Annotated in this window: 18 protein-coding genes; 9 read left to right on the forward strand and 9 right to left on the reverse strand. The window is 59.7% G+C overall.

Annotation, left to right across the window (positions count from 1 at the left end; genetic code table 11):
- Nucleotides 1-186: 186 nt before the first annotated feature.
- From ACR0LZ_RS05170 to ACR0LZ_RS05205, 8 genes are all read right to left on the reverse strand, one after another.
- Nucleotides 187-1,362, reverse strand: a complete 1,176-nt coding sequence (locus tag ACR0LZ_RS05170) for an acetyl-CoA C-acetyltransferase (protein WP_480748704.1) — start codon at nt 1,360-1,362, stop codon at nt 187-189.
- 198 nt (nt 1,363-1,560) lie between these two features.
- A complete protein-coding gene (locus ACR0LZ_RS05175) occupies nt 1,561-2,397 on the reverse strand; it encodes an EAL domain-containing protein (RefSeq protein WP_480748705.1) in 837 nt (278 codons plus the stop codon).
- A gap of 97 nt (nt 2,398-2,494) precedes the next feature.
- On the reverse strand, nt 2,495-2,671 hold the full coding sequence (locus tag ACR0LZ_RS05180; RefSeq protein ID WP_480748706.1) for a hypothetical protein: 177 nt from the start codon (nt 2,669-2,671) through the stop codon (nt 2,495-2,497).
- 89 nt (nt 2,672-2,760) lie between these two features.
- Nucleotides 2,761-3,732: a sterol desaturase family protein gene (locus tag ACR0LZ_RS05185; protein WP_480748707.1), complete on the reverse strand. Its 972-nt coding sequence runs from the start codon at nt 3,730-3,732 to the stop codon at nt 2,761-2,763.
- Nucleotides 3,729-4,115, reverse strand: coding sequence for a hypothetical protein (locus ACR0LZ_RS05190; protein WP_480748708.1), 387 nt, complete (start codon nt 4,113-4,115; stop codon nt 3,729-3,731). Before ACR0LZ_RS05190 ends, ACR0LZ_RS05185 begins: the two co-directional genes overlap by 4 nt.
- 59 nt (nt 4,116-4,174) lie before the next feature.
- Nucleotides 4,175-4,504 carry a hypothetical protein gene (locus ACR0LZ_RS05195; RefSeq protein WP_480748709.1) on the reverse strand — a complete coding sequence of 110 codons (330 nt, stop codon included), beginning with the start codon at nt 4,502-4,504 and terminating at the stop codon, nt 4,175-4,177.
- 85 nt (nt 4,505-4,589) lie between these two features.
- On the reverse strand, nt 4,590-4,952 hold the full coding sequence (locus ACR0LZ_RS05200; RefSeq protein ID WP_480748710.1) for a hypothetical protein: 363 nt from the start codon (nt 4,950-4,952) through the stop codon (nt 4,590-4,592).
- 63 nt (nt 4,953-5,015) lie between these two features.
- A complete protein-coding gene (locus tag ACR0LZ_RS05205) occupies nt 5,016-5,582 on the reverse strand; it encodes a TlpA disulfide reductase family protein (protein WP_480748711.1) in 567 nt (188 codons plus the stop codon).
- Between the two features lie 21 nt (nt 5,583-5,603).
- On the opposite strand from ACR0LZ_RS05205, the gene argH reads away from it, so the two are divergent.
- The 4 genes from argH (at nt 5,604) to ACR0LZ_RS05225 (ending at nt 11,239) form a co-directional block, all read left to right on the forward strand.
- Nucleotides 5,604-6,995: an argininosuccinate lyase gene (argH, locus tag ACR0LZ_RS05210; RefSeq protein ID WP_480748712.1), complete on the forward strand. Its 1,392-nt coding sequence runs from the start codon at nt 5,604-5,606 to the stop codon at nt 6,993-6,995.
- Nucleotides 6,992-7,174, forward strand: a complete 183-nt coding sequence (locus tag ACR0LZ_RS05215) for a hypothetical protein (protein ID WP_480748713.1) — start codon at nt 6,992-6,994, stop codon at nt 7,172-7,174. Before argH ends, ACR0LZ_RS05215 begins: the two co-directional genes overlap by 4 nt.
- Before the next feature lie 228 nt (nt 7,175-7,402).
- The gene (gene lysA / locus ACR0LZ_RS05220; RefSeq protein ID WP_480748714.1) at nt 7,403-8,668 is read left to right on the forward strand and encodes a diaminopimelate decarboxylase; all 1,266 of its coding nucleotides are present in this window, start codon (nt 7,403-7,405) and stop codon (nt 8,666-8,668) included.
- Between the two features lie 36 nt (nt 8,669-8,704).
- A complete protein-coding gene (locus ACR0LZ_RS05225; protein WP_480748715.1) occupies nt 8,705-11,239 on the forward strand; it encodes a TIGR02302 family protein in 2,535 nt (844 codons plus the stop codon).
- A gap of 18 nt (nt 11,240-11,257) precedes the next feature.
- On the opposite strand, the gene ACR0LZ_RS05230 is transcribed toward ACR0LZ_RS05225, so the two are convergent.
- Nucleotides 11,258-12,028, reverse strand: coding sequence for a zinc-ribbon domain-containing protein (locus ACR0LZ_RS05230; RefSeq protein WP_480748716.1), 771 nt, complete (start codon nt 12,026-12,028; stop codon nt 11,258-11,260).
- Nucleotides 12,029-12,211: 183 nt separating this feature from the next.
- On the opposite strand from ACR0LZ_RS05230, the gene ACR0LZ_RS05235 reads away from it, so the two are divergent.
- The 5 genes from ACR0LZ_RS05235 (at nt 12,212) to ACR0LZ_RS05255 (ending at nt 16,249) form a co-directional block, all read left to right on the forward strand.
- Entirely contained in the window at nt 12,212-12,889 is a 678-nt protein-coding gene (locus ACR0LZ_RS05235; protein WP_480748717.1) for a cell division ATP-binding protein FtsE, read from the forward strand.
- The gene (locus ACR0LZ_RS05240) at nt 12,886-13,785 is read left to right on the forward strand and encodes a cell division protein FtsX (RefSeq protein ID WP_480748718.1); all 900 of its coding nucleotides are present in this window, start codon (nt 12,886-12,888) and stop codon (nt 13,783-13,785) included. The genes ACR0LZ_RS05235 and ACR0LZ_RS05240 overlap by 4 nt, the downstream gene beginning before the upstream one ends.
- Nucleotides 13,785-14,525, forward strand: a complete 741-nt coding sequence (locus ACR0LZ_RS05245) for a lysophospholipid acyltransferase family protein (protein ID WP_480748719.1) — start codon at nt 13,785-13,787, stop codon at nt 14,523-14,525. Before ACR0LZ_RS05240 ends, ACR0LZ_RS05245 begins: the two co-directional genes overlap by 1 nt.
- Nucleotides 14,512-15,117: a pyridoxamine 5'-phosphate oxidase family protein gene (locus ACR0LZ_RS05250; protein ID WP_480748720.1), complete on the forward strand. Its 606-nt coding sequence runs from the start codon at nt 14,512-14,514 to the stop codon at nt 15,115-15,117. Before ACR0LZ_RS05245 ends, ACR0LZ_RS05250 begins: the two co-directional genes overlap by 14 nt.
- A 91-nt stretch (nt 15,118-15,208) precedes the next feature.
- On the forward strand, nt 15,209-16,249 hold the full coding sequence (locus ACR0LZ_RS05255) for a sterol desaturase family protein (protein WP_480748721.1): 1,041 nt from the start codon (nt 15,209-15,211) through the stop codon (nt 16,247-16,249).
- Nucleotides 16,250-16,305 lie beyond the last annotated feature (56 nt).

The raw sequence follows: 16,305 nt of genomic DNA on the forward strand, positions 1-16,305 counted from the left end.
AGAGAATTCCTCCGATTAGAGTTGTCTTGGTAATCTTGCTACAAACTATGCCGCAGATGCGCAATATTGTTTCGCGAAGTAATTCAGGGCTTTCGTGCAAATATTGTCGCAGGTGCAGCAAAAAATCGCGGTGTCAAAGAAAAAGGCGCCCGAAAGCGCCTTTGACTATTTGCGGTGACAGAGCACTCAGTCGCGCTCCACGCACAGGGCAACGCCCATGCCGCCGCCGATGCAGAGGGTCGCAAGACCTTTCTTGGCGTCGCGGCGCTTCATCTCGAACAGCAGCGTATTCAGAACGCGACAGCCCGAAGCGCCGATCGGGTGGCCGATGGCAATTGCGCCGCCGTTGACATTCACGATGGCCGGATCCCAGCCCATGTCCTTGTTCACGGCGCAGGCCTGCGCGGCAAAGGCTTCGTTCGCCTCGACCAGATCCAGATCGTCAACCGACCAGCCGGCTTTCTCCAGCGCCTTGCGCGAGGCATAGATCGGGCCGACGCCCATGATCGACGGGTCCAGTCCGGCGGTCGCATAAGAGGCGATACGGGCCAGAGGCTGGATGCCGCGCTTTTCGGCGTTTTCAGCCGACATCAGCAGCGTGGCCGCAGCGCCGTCGTTCAGACCCGAAGCGTTTGCGGCTGTGACCGAGCCGTCCTTGGTAAAGGCGGGGCGCAGCTTTGCCATGGCTTCCATCGTTGCGCCGTGACGGATGTATTCGTCGCTGTCCATCACGATGTCGCCCTTGCGGGTCTTGATGGTAAACGGCGTGATTTCGTCCTTGAATTTGCCTGCCTTCTGCGCCGCTTCGGCCTTGTTTTGCGAGGCGACGGCGAACTCGTCCTGCATGTCGCGGCTGATCTGCCATTTTTCGGCAACATTCTCGGCGGTCTGGCCCATGTGATAGCCGTTGAAGGCATCCCACAGACCATCGCGGATCATGGTGTCGATGTATTTCATGTCGCCCATCTTGTGACCGGCGCGCAGAGCGGCGGCGTGAGGCGAAAGGGTCATGTTTTCCTGGCCGCCTGCACAGACGATTTCGGCATCGCCCAGCATGATGTGCTGCGCGCCCAGCGCCACGGCGCGCAGACCCGAGCCGCACACCTGGTTGATGCCCCAGGCGGCGCTTTCCTGTGGCAGGCCAGCGTTGATGTGGGCCTGGCGGGCAGGGTTCTGGCCTTGGGCGGCGGTCAGGACCTGACCCATGATGGTTTCGCTGATTTCGCCCTTGTCGACACCGGCGCGTTCAACGACCGCTTCGAGAACGGCTGCGCCAAGGTCATGTGCGGGGGTGTTCGCAAATGAGCCGCCAAAACTGCCGACGCCGGTCCGTGCGGCGGATGCGATTACTACGTTGGTCATTCAGTCAATCCTTTACCGTCATAGTCTTTCGGGAAATTTGACGGCGCAGGTCATCGGGACGGCATCCCTCAGAATGCAGAGCGCCTCGTTATCCCCCGCTCTAACACCCATTGCCATAGCGCAATGCTGCAGTTGCAGCAACGGTCAGCTTGTCTCAGTTCGATATTTCAGGCGGTGTTTCGCTGTTGCGGCAAGGCCTTAAGCGCTGGCCCGTTCATCATTTTTTGTCTTCCAGGGCGGTGCGACGGAGGGGGCGCCATACAGGAATCCCTGCAGGCAATCGACACCGTGGCGCACCAGAAACTCGGCCTCTTCCCGGGTTTCGACCGATTCGGCCGTGACGAGTATGTCGAATTCGCGGGCGACGGCGATCAAAGCCCGGATCAGGGTTTGATTGTCAGGATTCTGGTCGACGCCGCGAACGAATTGGCCATCGATTTTGGCCGCGTCGAACAGGAAGTCGCGGAAATGGCGAAAGCTGAAAGTGCTTGACCCGTAGTCGTCCAGTGCAAAGGCAATCCCACGGGTCTGCAACCGATCCATGAAATCGATGACCAGTTCGGGAACCTGCATGGCTGATTTTTCCGTGATTTCCAGAATCAGCCGCTCACCCAGCGTCGGGTTCTTGGTCAGGAATCTATCCAGCACCGCAGACCAACGGGAATACCCGATTGAGCGGGCCGACATGTTGATCGACAGCCGAATATCGGGATTGTGCGCCATCTGGCGCAGCCCGATTTCCAGCGCGATACAGTCCAGTTCCCGGCCAACTTCGGTGTCTTCGACCTGTGGCATGAACTCCTTTGCCGGGATGATCCGGCCGGTTTCGTCCAGAACCCTTATGAATGCTTCGTAAAACGCCGGTGTATTGGGCGGCGTGGCCTGAACGGCGGGCTGATAGGCGAGCATGCATTGCTTGTGCTTGACCGCTTCGGTCACCATTTGCAGAACCGACCGGTCCCGACCCGCCACCGCTGCACTCAGGGGGGTTTCCGTCCCGTCGGATACCGCCTTTTTGAACCTGCGTTTTTGCATTCCGCCAACCGAATCCTGTCAACACACGGCAGCAGTCTCGGGGCCGAGTGGTGAAGTATCGGTTAACTTTCGCTTTTTATGAAAATGTTGTGGAGGTTCAGCGCGTCGACAGGTGCGCCAGAACCGCGCTCGTCACCGCTCCGAGGGTTCCGAGGCTCATCAGGCCGTACCCGGCGAGGATAATTGCGGCAGGGAAAGCGCCCAGAGCGGCGATCATTGTCAGGGCCAGCCCGATCAGCCCGATTGCGACCGAAAAAACAAACACTCTGCTCATACTCGACTCCGACGGGCACCTGAACTGCATCGCCTTCATATGGGGGTTTGGCGGTCCGGATTTCAAGCACGGCCGCAAGCGACCCCCGGTCAGGAAGCCTGCTGTGAGCCGGAAATGGCTGGGTCGCCGGACCCTTCAAATCCCGGCGTGCCCTGCAAGTGGGGATGGCGGGCAAGGTGCTTTGCCTTGATCCGGTCCGAGGTGTCGCGGCTGCCGTCATGGCTGTAGCCCGGGGGGCCAAAGGCATAGGCCAGGCGTTGCCGCAGATTCAGCCCAGGTTGTGCGATGTCCCGGAATATGGCCACCCATTCGTGAAAGGCCACGCGAAGGGGATTGAAGGTGCCAATGTTGTGGACCAGCCCATAGTCCACCTTTTCGCTCGCCTGTTCGGGGACAAAGGTGCCGAACATCCGGTCCCATATGATGAACACGCCGGCATAGTTGCAATCCAGATAGCGCGCGTTGCGCCCGTGATGCACCCGGTGATGGCTGGGGGTGTTCATCACCGCCTCGAACCAGCGGGGCATCTTGCCGATGGCCTCGGTGTGGATCCAGAACTGATAGATCAGGTTCAGGCCGCCGCAGAACAGCACCATCGCCGGGTGAAAGCCCAGCAGGATGAGCGGCGCGCGTACCACCATCATGAAGGTGAACGTATAGGTCCAGGTCTGTCGCAGGGCGGTGGTGAGATTGTAGTGCTGCGAGCTGTGGTGGTTCACATGGCTGGCCCAGACCCATCGGATGCGGTGGCCGAAGCGGTGCACCCAATAGTAGCGCAGGTCGTCGAGGACAAAGCACAATAGAACAACAGGGAGGGAGGCACCCAGATCAAGCGGGGTCAGGCGCCACAGCCACATGAAGAAAGCCCAGGCGATGAAGCCCAGCAAAAGCCCCGAGGCGACATTGCCCGCCCCCATGATCAGCGAGGTCACGGCGTCGCGGGTTTCATACCGCCCGCCCCGGCCTTTGAGGGCGATCCACTGAAACTCGGCCATGATCGCGGCGATGAAGAACGGCACCGCCCATTGGACGACATCGGGATAGGTGATCTGGTCTGTCATGGCTGTCTCAACAGGTTTTTCCAGTGCGGGCGTTCGGTTTCGTCCAGCCGGACGAGTGTTTGTGGCGCGCCGAAATCGTGGAAGAAGAAATGCACCCCTTGCGGATGATCCAGCCAGTCAAAGTCAAAAAGGCGCCGGCCCACCGTGTCGGCCCCGAAGGACCACAGCAGTCCGGGGCCCGTGTCGGTGCGCACCAGCGCGGCGTGGCCGCAATGGTTGAGCGTTGCGTCGATGATGCGGTCTTCGGGAAAGTGGCGCGCCCATTCCGCGCGTACGCTGTCGGGTGTCAGAACGCGCAGGTTCGAGCGACCCGACAGGTGCAGAACCACGGCGATCCCTGCGATGCCGCCGACGACCAAGAGTAACAGTATTTCCAGCGGCATCGGTGCCTCCCGGCGACAATCTGCAAATGCGGCGGGAAACTGTCAAAGGTGGCGTGGCGTCAGCTTGGCTGCATCCGGTTCAGAACCTCGTGCCGGACGACGCGTTCGACGAACGGCCCGAGCCCGCTTGGCCCCGAGGCACGGTCCTTGAGGTGGATGGAGATGTCGGGACGCCGCGATGCGATGATCCCGACAAGGGCACCGCGTGTGGCATCGTCAAGCCCGGCCCCCATGATCGCGCAGGCAATGCGGGGTTCGGTTTCCAACTGACGGATCACTTCGGCCTGATCATGGGCGCCCAGCCATTCGATGGGCAGATGTTCCAGTTGACGCGCCACGTCGCCGATCACGTTCGGCAGGCGTCCTATCAGCAAAACCACGGGTTTCATCGCTACCTCCTTTCCCCGGCTGCACGCAAAGACCGGCTCGGATGGAGCCGGTTTCAGTTTAGCACAAAACAGGAAAGAAGTGTTCTTAGTTGGAAATTGTGAAGGTTCCCGATTCACCCTTGCCCTTGTTGCGCGTAAAGGTGACCTGATTGCCGTCGATTGAAACCTTTTGGCAATCCTCGGGAAGGGCCTTGTCGCCAACCACTACATTTCGGCACCAGTAGCGTTTGTTCCACACCCAGGCACCCACGACCTTGGCATTGTCTTTGCCAACGCCCGAGATCTTTCCGTCTGCCGATACCATTACCCAAGTGTTCCCGCTGACAAGTTTCTTGCCAACGACCGCATCCATGAATTGTTGCTTCTTTTTGATCTCCTTGGCGTTGGCGCCAGTCGCCGCAAACAGAACGATGCTGGCCGCAACGGCCAAGTGCGAAACAATTCTCATAGCTATTCTCCTTTAAAAAACGCTCGGAGAATAACACGATTCGGTCGTTTTTGGCCTGATTGTTTAGCTATTGGCGCCAATCAACTCGGAAACGATCGCCTTGGCGCTGTCTGAATTCCATTCGGCGTCACCGATCAGGCGGGCGATCTCGTTGCCTTCGGGATCGAGAATCACCGTGATCGGCAATCCGATGACGCCCATCTCGCGTGCGACCGCCTGTTTCGGATCCTGATGGCGCGGAAGGTTGGTGATGCCATTTTCTTCGAAAAATTTCTTGATGCCCGCGGGCGAATTGCGACCCGTGGCAAGTGTCAGGACCTCGAACTTGTCGCCACCGAATTCTTCCTGCAACTCGGCGATCTGGGGCATTTCCTTGCGGCAGGGCGCGCACCAGGTGGCCCAGAAGTTCAGCAGGACATATTTGCCGCGATAATCGGCGATTGAGCCGGTACCCTTGTCATCCTCCAGCTGGAATTCGACGACTTCGACCGGTTTGGGCTGGGAATGCACGATCAGACGCTTGAGGCTGCCGTCGCGCAGCGCTTCGAGCGTTGCGACATCCGCGCCCATTGCGGTGTTTGCACCCAGCGCGAGGGCCATATAAAGGGGGATCAGACGAAATAGGCGCATATCAACTCCGGGTTTTCCAGCATGACCGATCAATCCTCGAACCAGATGTGGGGCGGCCGCTTTGCCGCCGGTCCAGACGCGATCATGGAAGCAATCAATGCTTCGATCGGGTTCGACAAGCGGATGGCGGCGCAAGACATTGCCGGTTCGCGGGCCCATGCCGCCATGCTGGCCGCGACGGGCGTAATTAGTGATAGTGACGCCAAGGCCATTCGGGAAGGGCTGCTCACCGTTTTGTCAGAAATTCAGGACGGAGAGTTTCAGTTTTCCACCGCGCTGGAAGACATTCACATGAATGTCGAGGCGCGACTGAAGGAGATCATCGGCGAACCGGCGGGTCGTTTGCACACGGGTCGCTCGCGCAATGACCAGGTGGCGACAGATTTCAAACTCTGGGTTCGGGACCAGCTGGATGCCGCCGAATCCGGTCTTCTGGCCCTGATCCGCGCGCTTTTGGCGCAGGCCGAGGCCGGGGCCGATTGGGTCATGCCGGGCTTTACCCACCTGCAAACCGCACAGCCGGTGACATGGGGTCATCACATGATGGCCTATGTCGAGATGTTTGGCCGTGACCTGAGCCGCGTCCGCGATGCCCGCGCGCGGATGAACGAATCGCCGTTGGGAGCAGCGGCGCTGGCGGGTACCTCTTTCCCGATTGATCGGCGCATGACGGCCGAGGCGTTGGGCTTTGACCGTCCCGCCGCGAATTCGCTGGATGCCGTCAGCGACCGTGACTTTGCGCTGGAATTCCTGTCGGTGGCTTCGATCAGCGCCGTGCATCTGTCGCGGTTTGCCGAGGAACTGGTGATCTGGTCGTCGGCCCAGTTCCGCTTTGTGATCCTCAGCGACCGGTTCTCGACCGGGTCGTCGATTATGCCGCAGAAAAAGAACCCCGACGCAGCCGAGCTGATCCGGGCCAAGGTGGGCCGGATATTTGGCGCCAACACCGCGCTGATGATGGTGATGAAGGGGCTGCCGCTGGCCTATTCCAAGGACATGCAGGAAGACAAGGAACAGGTCTTTGATGCCGCCGACAACTGGATGCTGGCGCTTGCGGCGATGGAGGGCATGGTCAGGGACATGACAGCCAACCGCGATAGTCTTGCGGCTGCTGCCGGGTCGGGATTTTCGACGGCCACCGATCTTGCCGACTGGCTGGTGCGGGTGCTGGGCCTGCCGTTCCGCGATGCCCACCACGTCACCGGCGCGTTGGTGGCCCTGGCGGAAAAGAAAGGCTGCGACCTGCCGGACCTGTCGCTGGACGAGATGCAGTCGGCCCATGCCGGGATCACCGGCGACGTCTATTCTGTCCTTGGCGTGGAAAATTCGGTAAACTCGCGCCAGTCCTATGGCGGCACCGCTCCGTCGCAGGTGCGTAGCCAGATCGAACGGTGGAAGGCGGCAATTGCATGACCCTGATCCGAACCATTCCGTTGCTCGTTTTGACGTTGCTTTTCGCAGGCTGCGGTGCGGATGGTGAACCGGTGCAGCCGACACTGAACGCGGGCGTGGGCATTTCGAACAGCGGAATTTATACAGCGGGGGCTGTCGGCCTGCAGAAGGGGCCGGTCAGCGTCCTGTTCGGGTTCTGAAGACGTTATGAAATTCATCGCTTTGATCATGTCACTTCTTGCTCTGGCTGCGTGTGAGGCGAGCACGGCATCAAAACCGCTCTCGACGTCTCAGGCGCAGGGGGAACCGTCGCAACCAGGCATCCGGATATCCGGCTATGCGCGGGTCGGCGGCTCGCACAGGTTCTGAGGCGAGCTTTAAGCGGAATCATTTGATCCCTATGCCTCTTTTGGTCTAAGCGCGGGCACATGGATCACTTTCTGTACCGCGACGGCGCGCTTTACGCCGAGGACGTTCCGATAACCGAAATCGCCGCTTCGGTGGGTACCCCGTTCTATGTCTATTCGACGGCCACGCTGCTGCGGCATTTCCGGCTGTTCGATGAGGCGCTGGAGGGCACCGACCACCTTGTCTGCTATGCGATGAAGGCAGCCAGCAATCAGGCGATCCTGAAAACGCTGGCGCAGGCGGGCGCGGGGATGGACGTGGTTTCAGTCGGTGAATACCTGCGTGCCAAAGCGGCTGGTGTGCCGGGTGAGCGGATCGTGTTTTCGGGCGTCGGCAAGACAGCGGACGAGATCCGGACCGCTCTGAGCGGTGGCATTCGACAATTCAATGTCGAGTCCGAGCCCGAGATGGAGGTGATCAACGCGATTGCGCTGGAGCTTGGCAAGGTTGCGCCGATCACCGTGCGGGTGAATCCGGACGTGGACGCCAAGACCCATGCCAAGATTGCGACCGGCAAGTCCGAGAACAAGTTTGGCATACCGATTTCGCGTGCGTCCGAAGTTTATGCCCATGCCGCCGGATTGCCCGGTCTGGAAGTGGTTGGCATTGACGTTCACATCGGCTCGCAGCTGACCGATCTGGAACCGTTTGCACAGGCCTATCAGAAAGTGGCAGAGCTGACCGAGCGCCTGCGCGGCGAGGGGCATGATATCCGGCGGCTGGACCTGGGCGGCGGGCTTGGCATTCCCTATACCCGTTCGAACGCGGCACCGCCGCTGCCGTTGGAATACGGCGCGCTGATCAAGGAAAAACTGGGCCATCTGGGTTGTGAGATCGAGATCGAGCCCGGTCGCCTGATCGCGGGCAATGCCGGGTTGATGGTCAGCAAGGTCATCTATGTAAAGTCCGGAGAGGGGCGCGATTTCCTGATCATCGACGGTGCAATGAACGATTTGATCCGCCCCGCGATGTACGAGGCGCATCACGATATCGATCCGGTGTCGGAGCCTGAGCCGGGTTTGGAAAAACAGCGATATGACATCGTCGGGCCAGTCTGCGAAACCGGCGATACATTTGCCAAGCAACGCGATCTTCCGCCGCTGTCTCCGGGTGACCTGATCGCGTTTCGCAGCGCCGGGGCTTATGGGGCGGTGATGGCGAGCGAGTACAACACGCGCCCATTGATCCCTGAGGTTATGGTCAATGGGGATCAATTCGCGGTTATTCGTGCGCGTCCGACCTTTGACGAAATCATAAACCGCGATACCATACCCGAGTGGCTTTGACGCGATGACCGCGCGGGCCCTGGCAGGAGGCCCGTCGTGAACGCCAGAACTCCATTACCGGTTCCAAGACTGACCCTGTGGCTGACGCGCGGGGGCATGGTGGCCGAACAGGTGTTGCGGTCGTTCTGGCCGGCGATTTCCATCGTGATGGCCGCGCTTGCGTTTCTGATGCTGGGTATTCATGACCTCGTATCGACCGAGACGGTGTGGGTCGCGGCTGCGATTGCCGGTCTGGGCTTGTTGGTTGCGCTGGTACTGGGGATCAAGCGGTTTTGCTGGCCGCGATACGTCGATGTCCTAAGCCGGTTGGACGAAACGCTTCCGGGCCGCCCGATTCAGGCGCTTTTGGATGATCAGGCGATCGGGACACTTGATCGGGCTTCGGTCGTGTTGTGGCGTGCCCATCAGGAGAGGATGGCAGCACGCGCGTCGCGAGCGGCGCCGGTCAGGCCTGATCTGAATCTGGCCGCGCGCGACCCCTATGCCCTAAGATACTCGGCGCTGGTGGCTCTGGTGGTTGCGGTGCTGTTCGGGTCGCTTTGGCGTGCCGGCTCGATCGCCGAGATGACGCCGGGCGCGGCGACGGCGGCGCAAGGGCCGACCTGGGAAGGCTGGATCGAGCCGCCGCGCTATACCGGGCGGCCGACGCTCTATCTGGCTGATCTGCCGAAGGAAGCAGTCGAAGTGCCCGAAGGAAGCCGCGTGACATTGCGGTTTTACGGGCAGGTCGGAGTGCTGTCTTTGACCGAGACGGTGTCGGAGACGGGAACGCAGGATGCAAGCGAACCCGAACAGGAGTTTCTTTCGAACCGATCCGGTGTTTTGAAGGTTGAGGGGCCGGGTGGCCGGGAATGGGTCATCGACGTGGTGCCGGACCGGGCCCCCTGGATCAAGGTGACGGGCGCTGCCGAGTCGGAAGCCGGCGGGCAGATGATCCTGCCTTTTGCCGCCAAGGATGATTTTGGCGTCACTGGCGGTGAGGCCGTGATCGAGCTTGATCTGGCCGCGGTCGACCGCCGATACGGATTGAGCGCCGATCCCGAACCACGGGACAGGATAACGGTGCAGTTGCCCTTGCCGATAGCCGGGGATCGCAGCGATTTCGAAGAAGACCTGATCGAAGACTTCTCGCAACATCCTTGGGCCCATCTGCCGGTGAAGATCACACTTTCGGCGCAGGATGCATCAGAACAGCAAACCACTGCCGTGCCATATTCGACCGATCTGCCCGCCCGCCGCTTTTTCGATCCGTTGGCGGCAGCGGTGATCGAACAACGGCGGGATTTGTTGTGGGCAAAGTCCAATGCCACGCGGGTGGCGCAATTATTGCGTGCGATCTCACACCGGCCCGAGGATATTTTCCGTTCCGAGACTGCCTATCTGCGTTTGCGGGTGGTGCTGCGACGGCTTGAAACCTTTACCAAGTTCGGCTTGCAGCCCGAGCAGCAGGCCGAGATTGCACAGGCATTGTGGGATCTGGCGATCCTCATCGAGGAAGGCACGCTGAGCGACGCGCTGGAGCGGATGCGCCGCGCACAGGAGCGTTTGTCAGAAGCGATGAAAAACGGCGCGTCTGATCAGGAAATTGCGGAATTGATGCAAGAACTGCGCGAGGCCACGGATGACTATCTGCGTCAGTTGCAGCGGCAGGCGCAGCAGGATGGCACTCAACCTCCACAGGGTCAAAATGGCGAAACCTTGCAGATGACGCAGGATGACCTGCAACGCATGATGGATCGCATTCAGGAGTTGATGGAACAGGGCCGCATGGCCGAGGCGCAGCAGGCGTTGCAGGAATTCCAGCAGATGATGGAAAACATGCGCGTCACTCAAAGTCAGGGCCAGAACGGACAATCCGAGGGGCAGCAGGCGATGGAGGGGCTGGCAGAGACCCTGCGCAACCAACAGGGGCTGAGCGATCAGGCGTTCCGTGATTTGCAGGAGCAGTTCAACCCCGGCGCCCAGTCCGGCGAAAGCCAGAACAATCAGGGCCAGTCAGGCGGGCAGGGGCGTGGTCAAAGCCACGAAGGCCAAGGTGGTCAAGGGCAGGGTGACCAGGCCGGAGAAGGCCAGCCGGGTCAGGGTTCGCTGGCAGACCGGCAGCAGGCCTTGCGGGATGAGTTGCGTCGGCAAGAGCAGAACCTGCCAGGCCTTGGGACCCCCGAAGGTGACGAGGCGCGGGATGCGCTGGGGCGCGCTGGGCGCGCGATGGAAGAGGCCGAAGAGGCGCTGCGAAACGACGAGTTTGCCGATGCGATCGACAACCAGTCCGAGGCAATCGACGCATTGCGCGAGGGCATGCGAGCCTTGGGTGAGGCATTGGCGCAGGAACAGCAGGGTCAGCCGGGCCAAGGCACCGAAGCTGGCGAGATGCAGGCCCGCAGACGGGATCCACTGGGGCGCAATCAGGGCGCGGGTGGATCGATTTCGACCGAAGAAAACCTGCTGCATGGTGATGACGTCTATCGCCGCGCCCGTGAGTTGCTGGATGAGATCCGCAGACGCAGCGGGGAAACCGACCGTCCGAAAATCGAACTGGACTATCTCAAGCGGTTGCTGGAACGATTCTGAGCCCGGATTGAAGCGGGCTCAGGGCTGAATGGCTGCGGCCTTGCCCTCAAGCCAGATGCGCGCCTGATCGACCATGGTCACATAAGCCTGCAACATTGGGTCGGCTTGGGGAATGGATTGTGATATCTGTCTGGCGTTGCCATAGACCATCATCATCCCCACACCCAGAATGACAATCAGGGCAAAGCCGCGTAAGAAACCCGTTGACCCACGGTTGCTGGTGCCTGTCCCAGAGGTTGTTCCGCTGGTTCTGTCGCTTTCACTGCTGCGGAGCGATGAATTGATTTCCTCGACATCAGGCAACGCGCTGCTGCGTGGCATCGGGGGTGCAGGTTTTTTCGATTCGGTTTTTGGCGGTCGGCTGCTGACAGTTGTTTCAAGCCCAAGTTCTGTCTGAGTCTCCAGCGCCTCGGCCTCTTTGGCGCGAAGCTCTGATTCCCGAGCCGCCTCTTGCCGGAGGATGTCGGCAACGGCAGGGTCCAGGCTGCGCTCACGCTTTGGCTCGGGTTCAGTAGTGGCCGTAGCACTTCGTTCGGCATGCGGCGCCTGGGGTTTTTCGGGAACTGGTTCTTTGGTCTCTCGCAAGGCCGTTTCTACCGGCGATGGGGTCGAGGGTTCCTGTCTCGCCGGTTCCGGTGAGCCACCGGGAATTTCAACCCTGGGATGATCCGGATGATTCTGAAACCAGATCTCGTCGCAATTCGAGCATTGCACGTCACGACCGTTGGTCGGGATAACCTCGTCCGGCACCTCATATTTGGCACTGCATTTCGGACATGTAAGACGCATACTGCCTCCAGGCCTTGCTCGTGGCGTGTGTGTGTTTTTTTGCTGAATGATAGTCATTTACAACCTGTAGGCAAAGGGCGTTTTCAGATTCATTCCGCAACTGAACCAAATCCTAACCGGTACGGGCATTGAAACCAACACCTGCCTGAGGCAAGAAGGCCAAAATATTAACGGGAGCGGGTCTTGATCGAGCTTGAAGATGTAAGCTACGGCTACGGTGGCCGCGAATTACTGCGCGAAGTTTCCGTGCAGCTATCGCCGGGCTCGTTTCATTTTCTGACCGGCCCTTCCGGTTCGGGGAAAACGACATTTCTGAAACTTTGCTATGGGGCGCTAATTCCGACCGCCGGGTCATTGAGCGTTTTCGGACAGAACATCCGCAATCTGGACCGCGATCAGATGGCGGTCTTGCGCAGGCGGGTCGGCGTGGTACATCAGGACTGCCGGTTTCTGGATCATTTGTCGGTAAGCGAGAATGTCTCGCTTCCGTTGCTGGTGTCCGGTCGGGATCCTAAGGCAGACGAAACCAACTTGCGCGAATTGCTGCATTGGGTCGGGTTGGGGGAACACGCGGACGCCCATCCTCCGGAGCTGTCGGGAGGTGAGCGGCAGCGGGTGGCCCTGGCGCGGGCGGTAATCATGTCTCCCGACGTGGTGCTGGCTGATGAGCCAACCGGCAACGTCGATTGGGACATGTCCCAACGATTGCTGCACCTGTTGGTCGAGCTGAACCGGATGGGCAAGACCGTGGTCATCGCGACCCACGATCTGAGCCTGATCCGCGCGGCAAAGAAACAGATTCAGGCGCGCGTATTGCGGATTTCCAAACGACGACTGCAACTTGCGGGGGCGGATCTGTGAGCAAGGGAACGATCCGAAACATGCTGCGCGGCGACAAGCGCGCTGACCGCGTTGTACCGCCGACCGGCATTACCGCGAGGCTGACGGTGTTTGTCTCTGCCGCAATGGCCTTTCTGGCGGTGTTCGCGCTGGCGTTGTCGCTGGCGGCCGGGCGGCTGGCCGACCGCTGGGCTTCGGAACTGGCGAGTGCAGCCACTCTGCGCATCAACGCTCCGTCAGAGCAACGAGCAGCGCAGACCGAAATGGCGCTGAAAGTGCTGCGGCAGACGCCCGGCGTCGGCTCGGCGCGGGCATTGTCGGCCGAGGAACAAACCGCGCTGTTGTCACCCTGGTTCGGGCCTGACCTGCCGCTGGATAGCCTGCCGGTTCCACAACTGATAGAGATACTGAAGGACGAAAACGGCTATGATGCGGCCGGATTGCGCCTGAGGCTCAGCGCTGAAGTGCCCGGCGCCGTGCTGGACGATCACACACGCTGGCGGGAACCCCTGGTGGATGCGGCAAATGCGCTGCGTCGGCTTGCGCTGATTTCCGTTTTGCTGATCGGCGGGGCGACCGCAGCGATGATCACGCTGGCGGCAAATGCGGCGCTTTCGGCCAATGCTCAGGTGATCGAGGTCCTGCGTCTGATCGGGGCCCGCGACCGGTTCATCGCGGGTGCTTTCGTGCGCCGCTTCGCTGTTCGCGCCTTGATCGGATCGACTGCCGGTGTTCTTCTGGGCATTAGTGGTGTGCTGCTTTTGCCCGATGCCTCCGATGCCGGTGGGTTTCTTACGGGTCTGGGCTTTCGTGGGGTTGACTGGTTATTGCCCTTGCTGATCCCGCTTATGGGGGCGATTGTCGCCTTTGTCGCCACCTGGGCCGCGGCGCATCGCAGGTTGAAGGAGCTTTCGTAGTGGCATTTGCGTTCCAATGGCTTCGCTCTTTGATCTTTGTGATCGTGATCTATGCCTGGATGGGGATTCTGGGCATTCTCTTTTCGCCTTATGCCCTGTTCTCAAAAAGAGGGGCGTTGAGGGCCTGCAAGCTCTATGCGCGTTCGACAATCTGGATGTCGCGCTGGATGGTGGGTTTGCGCGGCGAAGTGCGTGGCATGGTGCCGACCGGTGAGGTGATGATCGCCGCCAAGCACCAGTCCTTTTTCGACATCCTGCTGATCTTCGACGCGGTTCCACATGCAAAATTCATCATGAAACGCGAGTTGCTGTGGACGCCAGTGATCGGCCTTTATGCAAAAAGGCTGGGTTGCATTCCGGTAAACCGGGGAAAGAAGGGTGCCGCAATTGCCAGGATGGTCAAGGATGTCGCCAAAGAGTTCGAAGAGCCCGGGCAGCTGATCATCTATCCGCAGGGCACCCGCGTGGCACCCGGCGTGCACAAGCCCTACAAGGTGGGTACGGCGGTGCTGTATGAGGGACTGAACAATCCTTGCGTGCCTGCGGCGACCAATGTGGGTGTGTTCTGGCCGCGCAAGGGCATCCTGCGCAAACCTGGCCATGCGATCGTGGAGTTTCTCACTCCGATCCAACCCGGTGTCGAACGTGGTGATTTCATGGCTCAGCTGGAAGAGGCCATCGAAAGCCGGTCGAACGCATTGATGCGCGAAGTGGGGTTTGATCCAGATGGAGTTCATTGAGGATATTGCGGCGCTCGAGGCGCTTTACGGCACTCCCGCCGCTCCGTCGCTGCGAAAGGTGGCGCGCCAGATGACGCCGCTTTATCGCAAGTGGATCATGGCTTCGCGCCTGTGTGTGCTCAGTACGGTGGGCCTGGATGGAACCGATGGCAGTCCGCGTGGGGATGACGGCCCGGTGGCAATGGAATTGGACCCCGGTACGCTGGCGATGCCCGATTGGCGCGGCAACAACCGTTTGGATTCGTTGCGCAACATCGTAACGGACCCGCGCGTGTCGCTGATGTTTCTGGTTCCCGGTTCGAACAACGTGGTGCGCGTGAACGGCCATGCTCGCGTGACCTCGGATGAGGCGCTGCGGGCGCGGTTCGAAAAGAAGGGAATCCTGCCTGCGACAGTCATCGTTATCGAAATTAGTGAAATATATACCCAGTGCGCCCGCGCCCTGATGCGCGCGAGAACCTGGACTGGCGGCGACGAAAGCGGCGCGTTGCCGACCATGGGTGACATCCTGGCCGAAATGACAAACGGCGAGGAGGGGGGCACACCCTACGATTCCGCATGGAAAACGCGGGCAGAGCGAACACTTTGGTAGCTGCGCGTGTCGCCTTGAATTGGTCACTTGAATTTCACGCTGGTGGACAATTTGAAGATCATGGATAGACTAACAAAAACCAGAGGCGTCGATGCAGCAGTTGAAATCCTTTCTGGGGTCATTTCTGGACCATGCAGGTAACGTCGCCCTGTTTCCTTTGGATCCAGGCAACCGCATCTATTTCGTCTATCTGGCGAGTTCCGCCCTGATTGCGTTTCTGGTCTATACTTTGAAGCGGCGGACCACTTTGGAAGTCGAGGGCGAACGCAGCTTTCTAAGGTTTCTTTTTCCCAAAAAGGTCTGGAATCACCCTTCGGCCTGGCTGGATGTCCGGTACTTTTTCTTTCACCAGTTGATCGGGCATTTCCTGATGCTTGGGCTGTTCGCCGGAGCGGCGGCCATGGCGTATCACTGGACAATCGGTGATGTGAATGCACTGGACCCGACCGCCGTCCAGCCGCTTGAGGGATGGAAAGGCGTTGCGGCAACCATCGTCTATATGACGGTGTTTTTTCTGGTTGTGGATTTCATCGGCTTCTACATTCATTACCTTCAGCACAAGATTCCGGTCTTGTGGCAGTTCCACAAGGTGCATCACAGTGCCGAGGTCATGCACCCGCTGTCCAATTTTCGCGAACATCCGGTTGACAACTTTTTCTACAAGATCGCGATTGGTTTGGGCAGTGGTGCTGTTACCGGGTTCTGTTTCAACTTTTTGGGTTATACACCGAGCCTGCCAACATTGCTGGGTGTGCCGCTTTTGATGTTCCTTTTCAATATCGTGGGGTACAATCTGCGCCATTCTCATATCTGGCTGCGGTGGCCCGGAGTGTGGTCGAAAGTGTTCCCGTCACCGGCGCACCATCATGTGCACCACAGTTGTCATCCCGATCATCTCGACAAGAACTTCGCTTTCATGTTTCCGGTCTGGGATGTTCTGTTCGGCACCTATGTGATGCCCGAAGACAACAGAGATGTGAAATTCGGGGTCACCGACAAGGATCGCGGGCACGAGTTGGACACGTGTATGAAGCTTTATTTCGTGCCGTTCAAAGATGCCTGGCGTGTCATGAACCGCAAGAAACGACAAACTGCCGGTTCGGATCAGGCAGATCGGCACCCTGCCGAATAGTTGTTGTCTGGCCGGTGCAGGCGACCCGGCGCAACACGGGTCGCCCAAGGTCAGGT

The organism is Ruegeria sp. CI1, assembly GCF_056536925.1.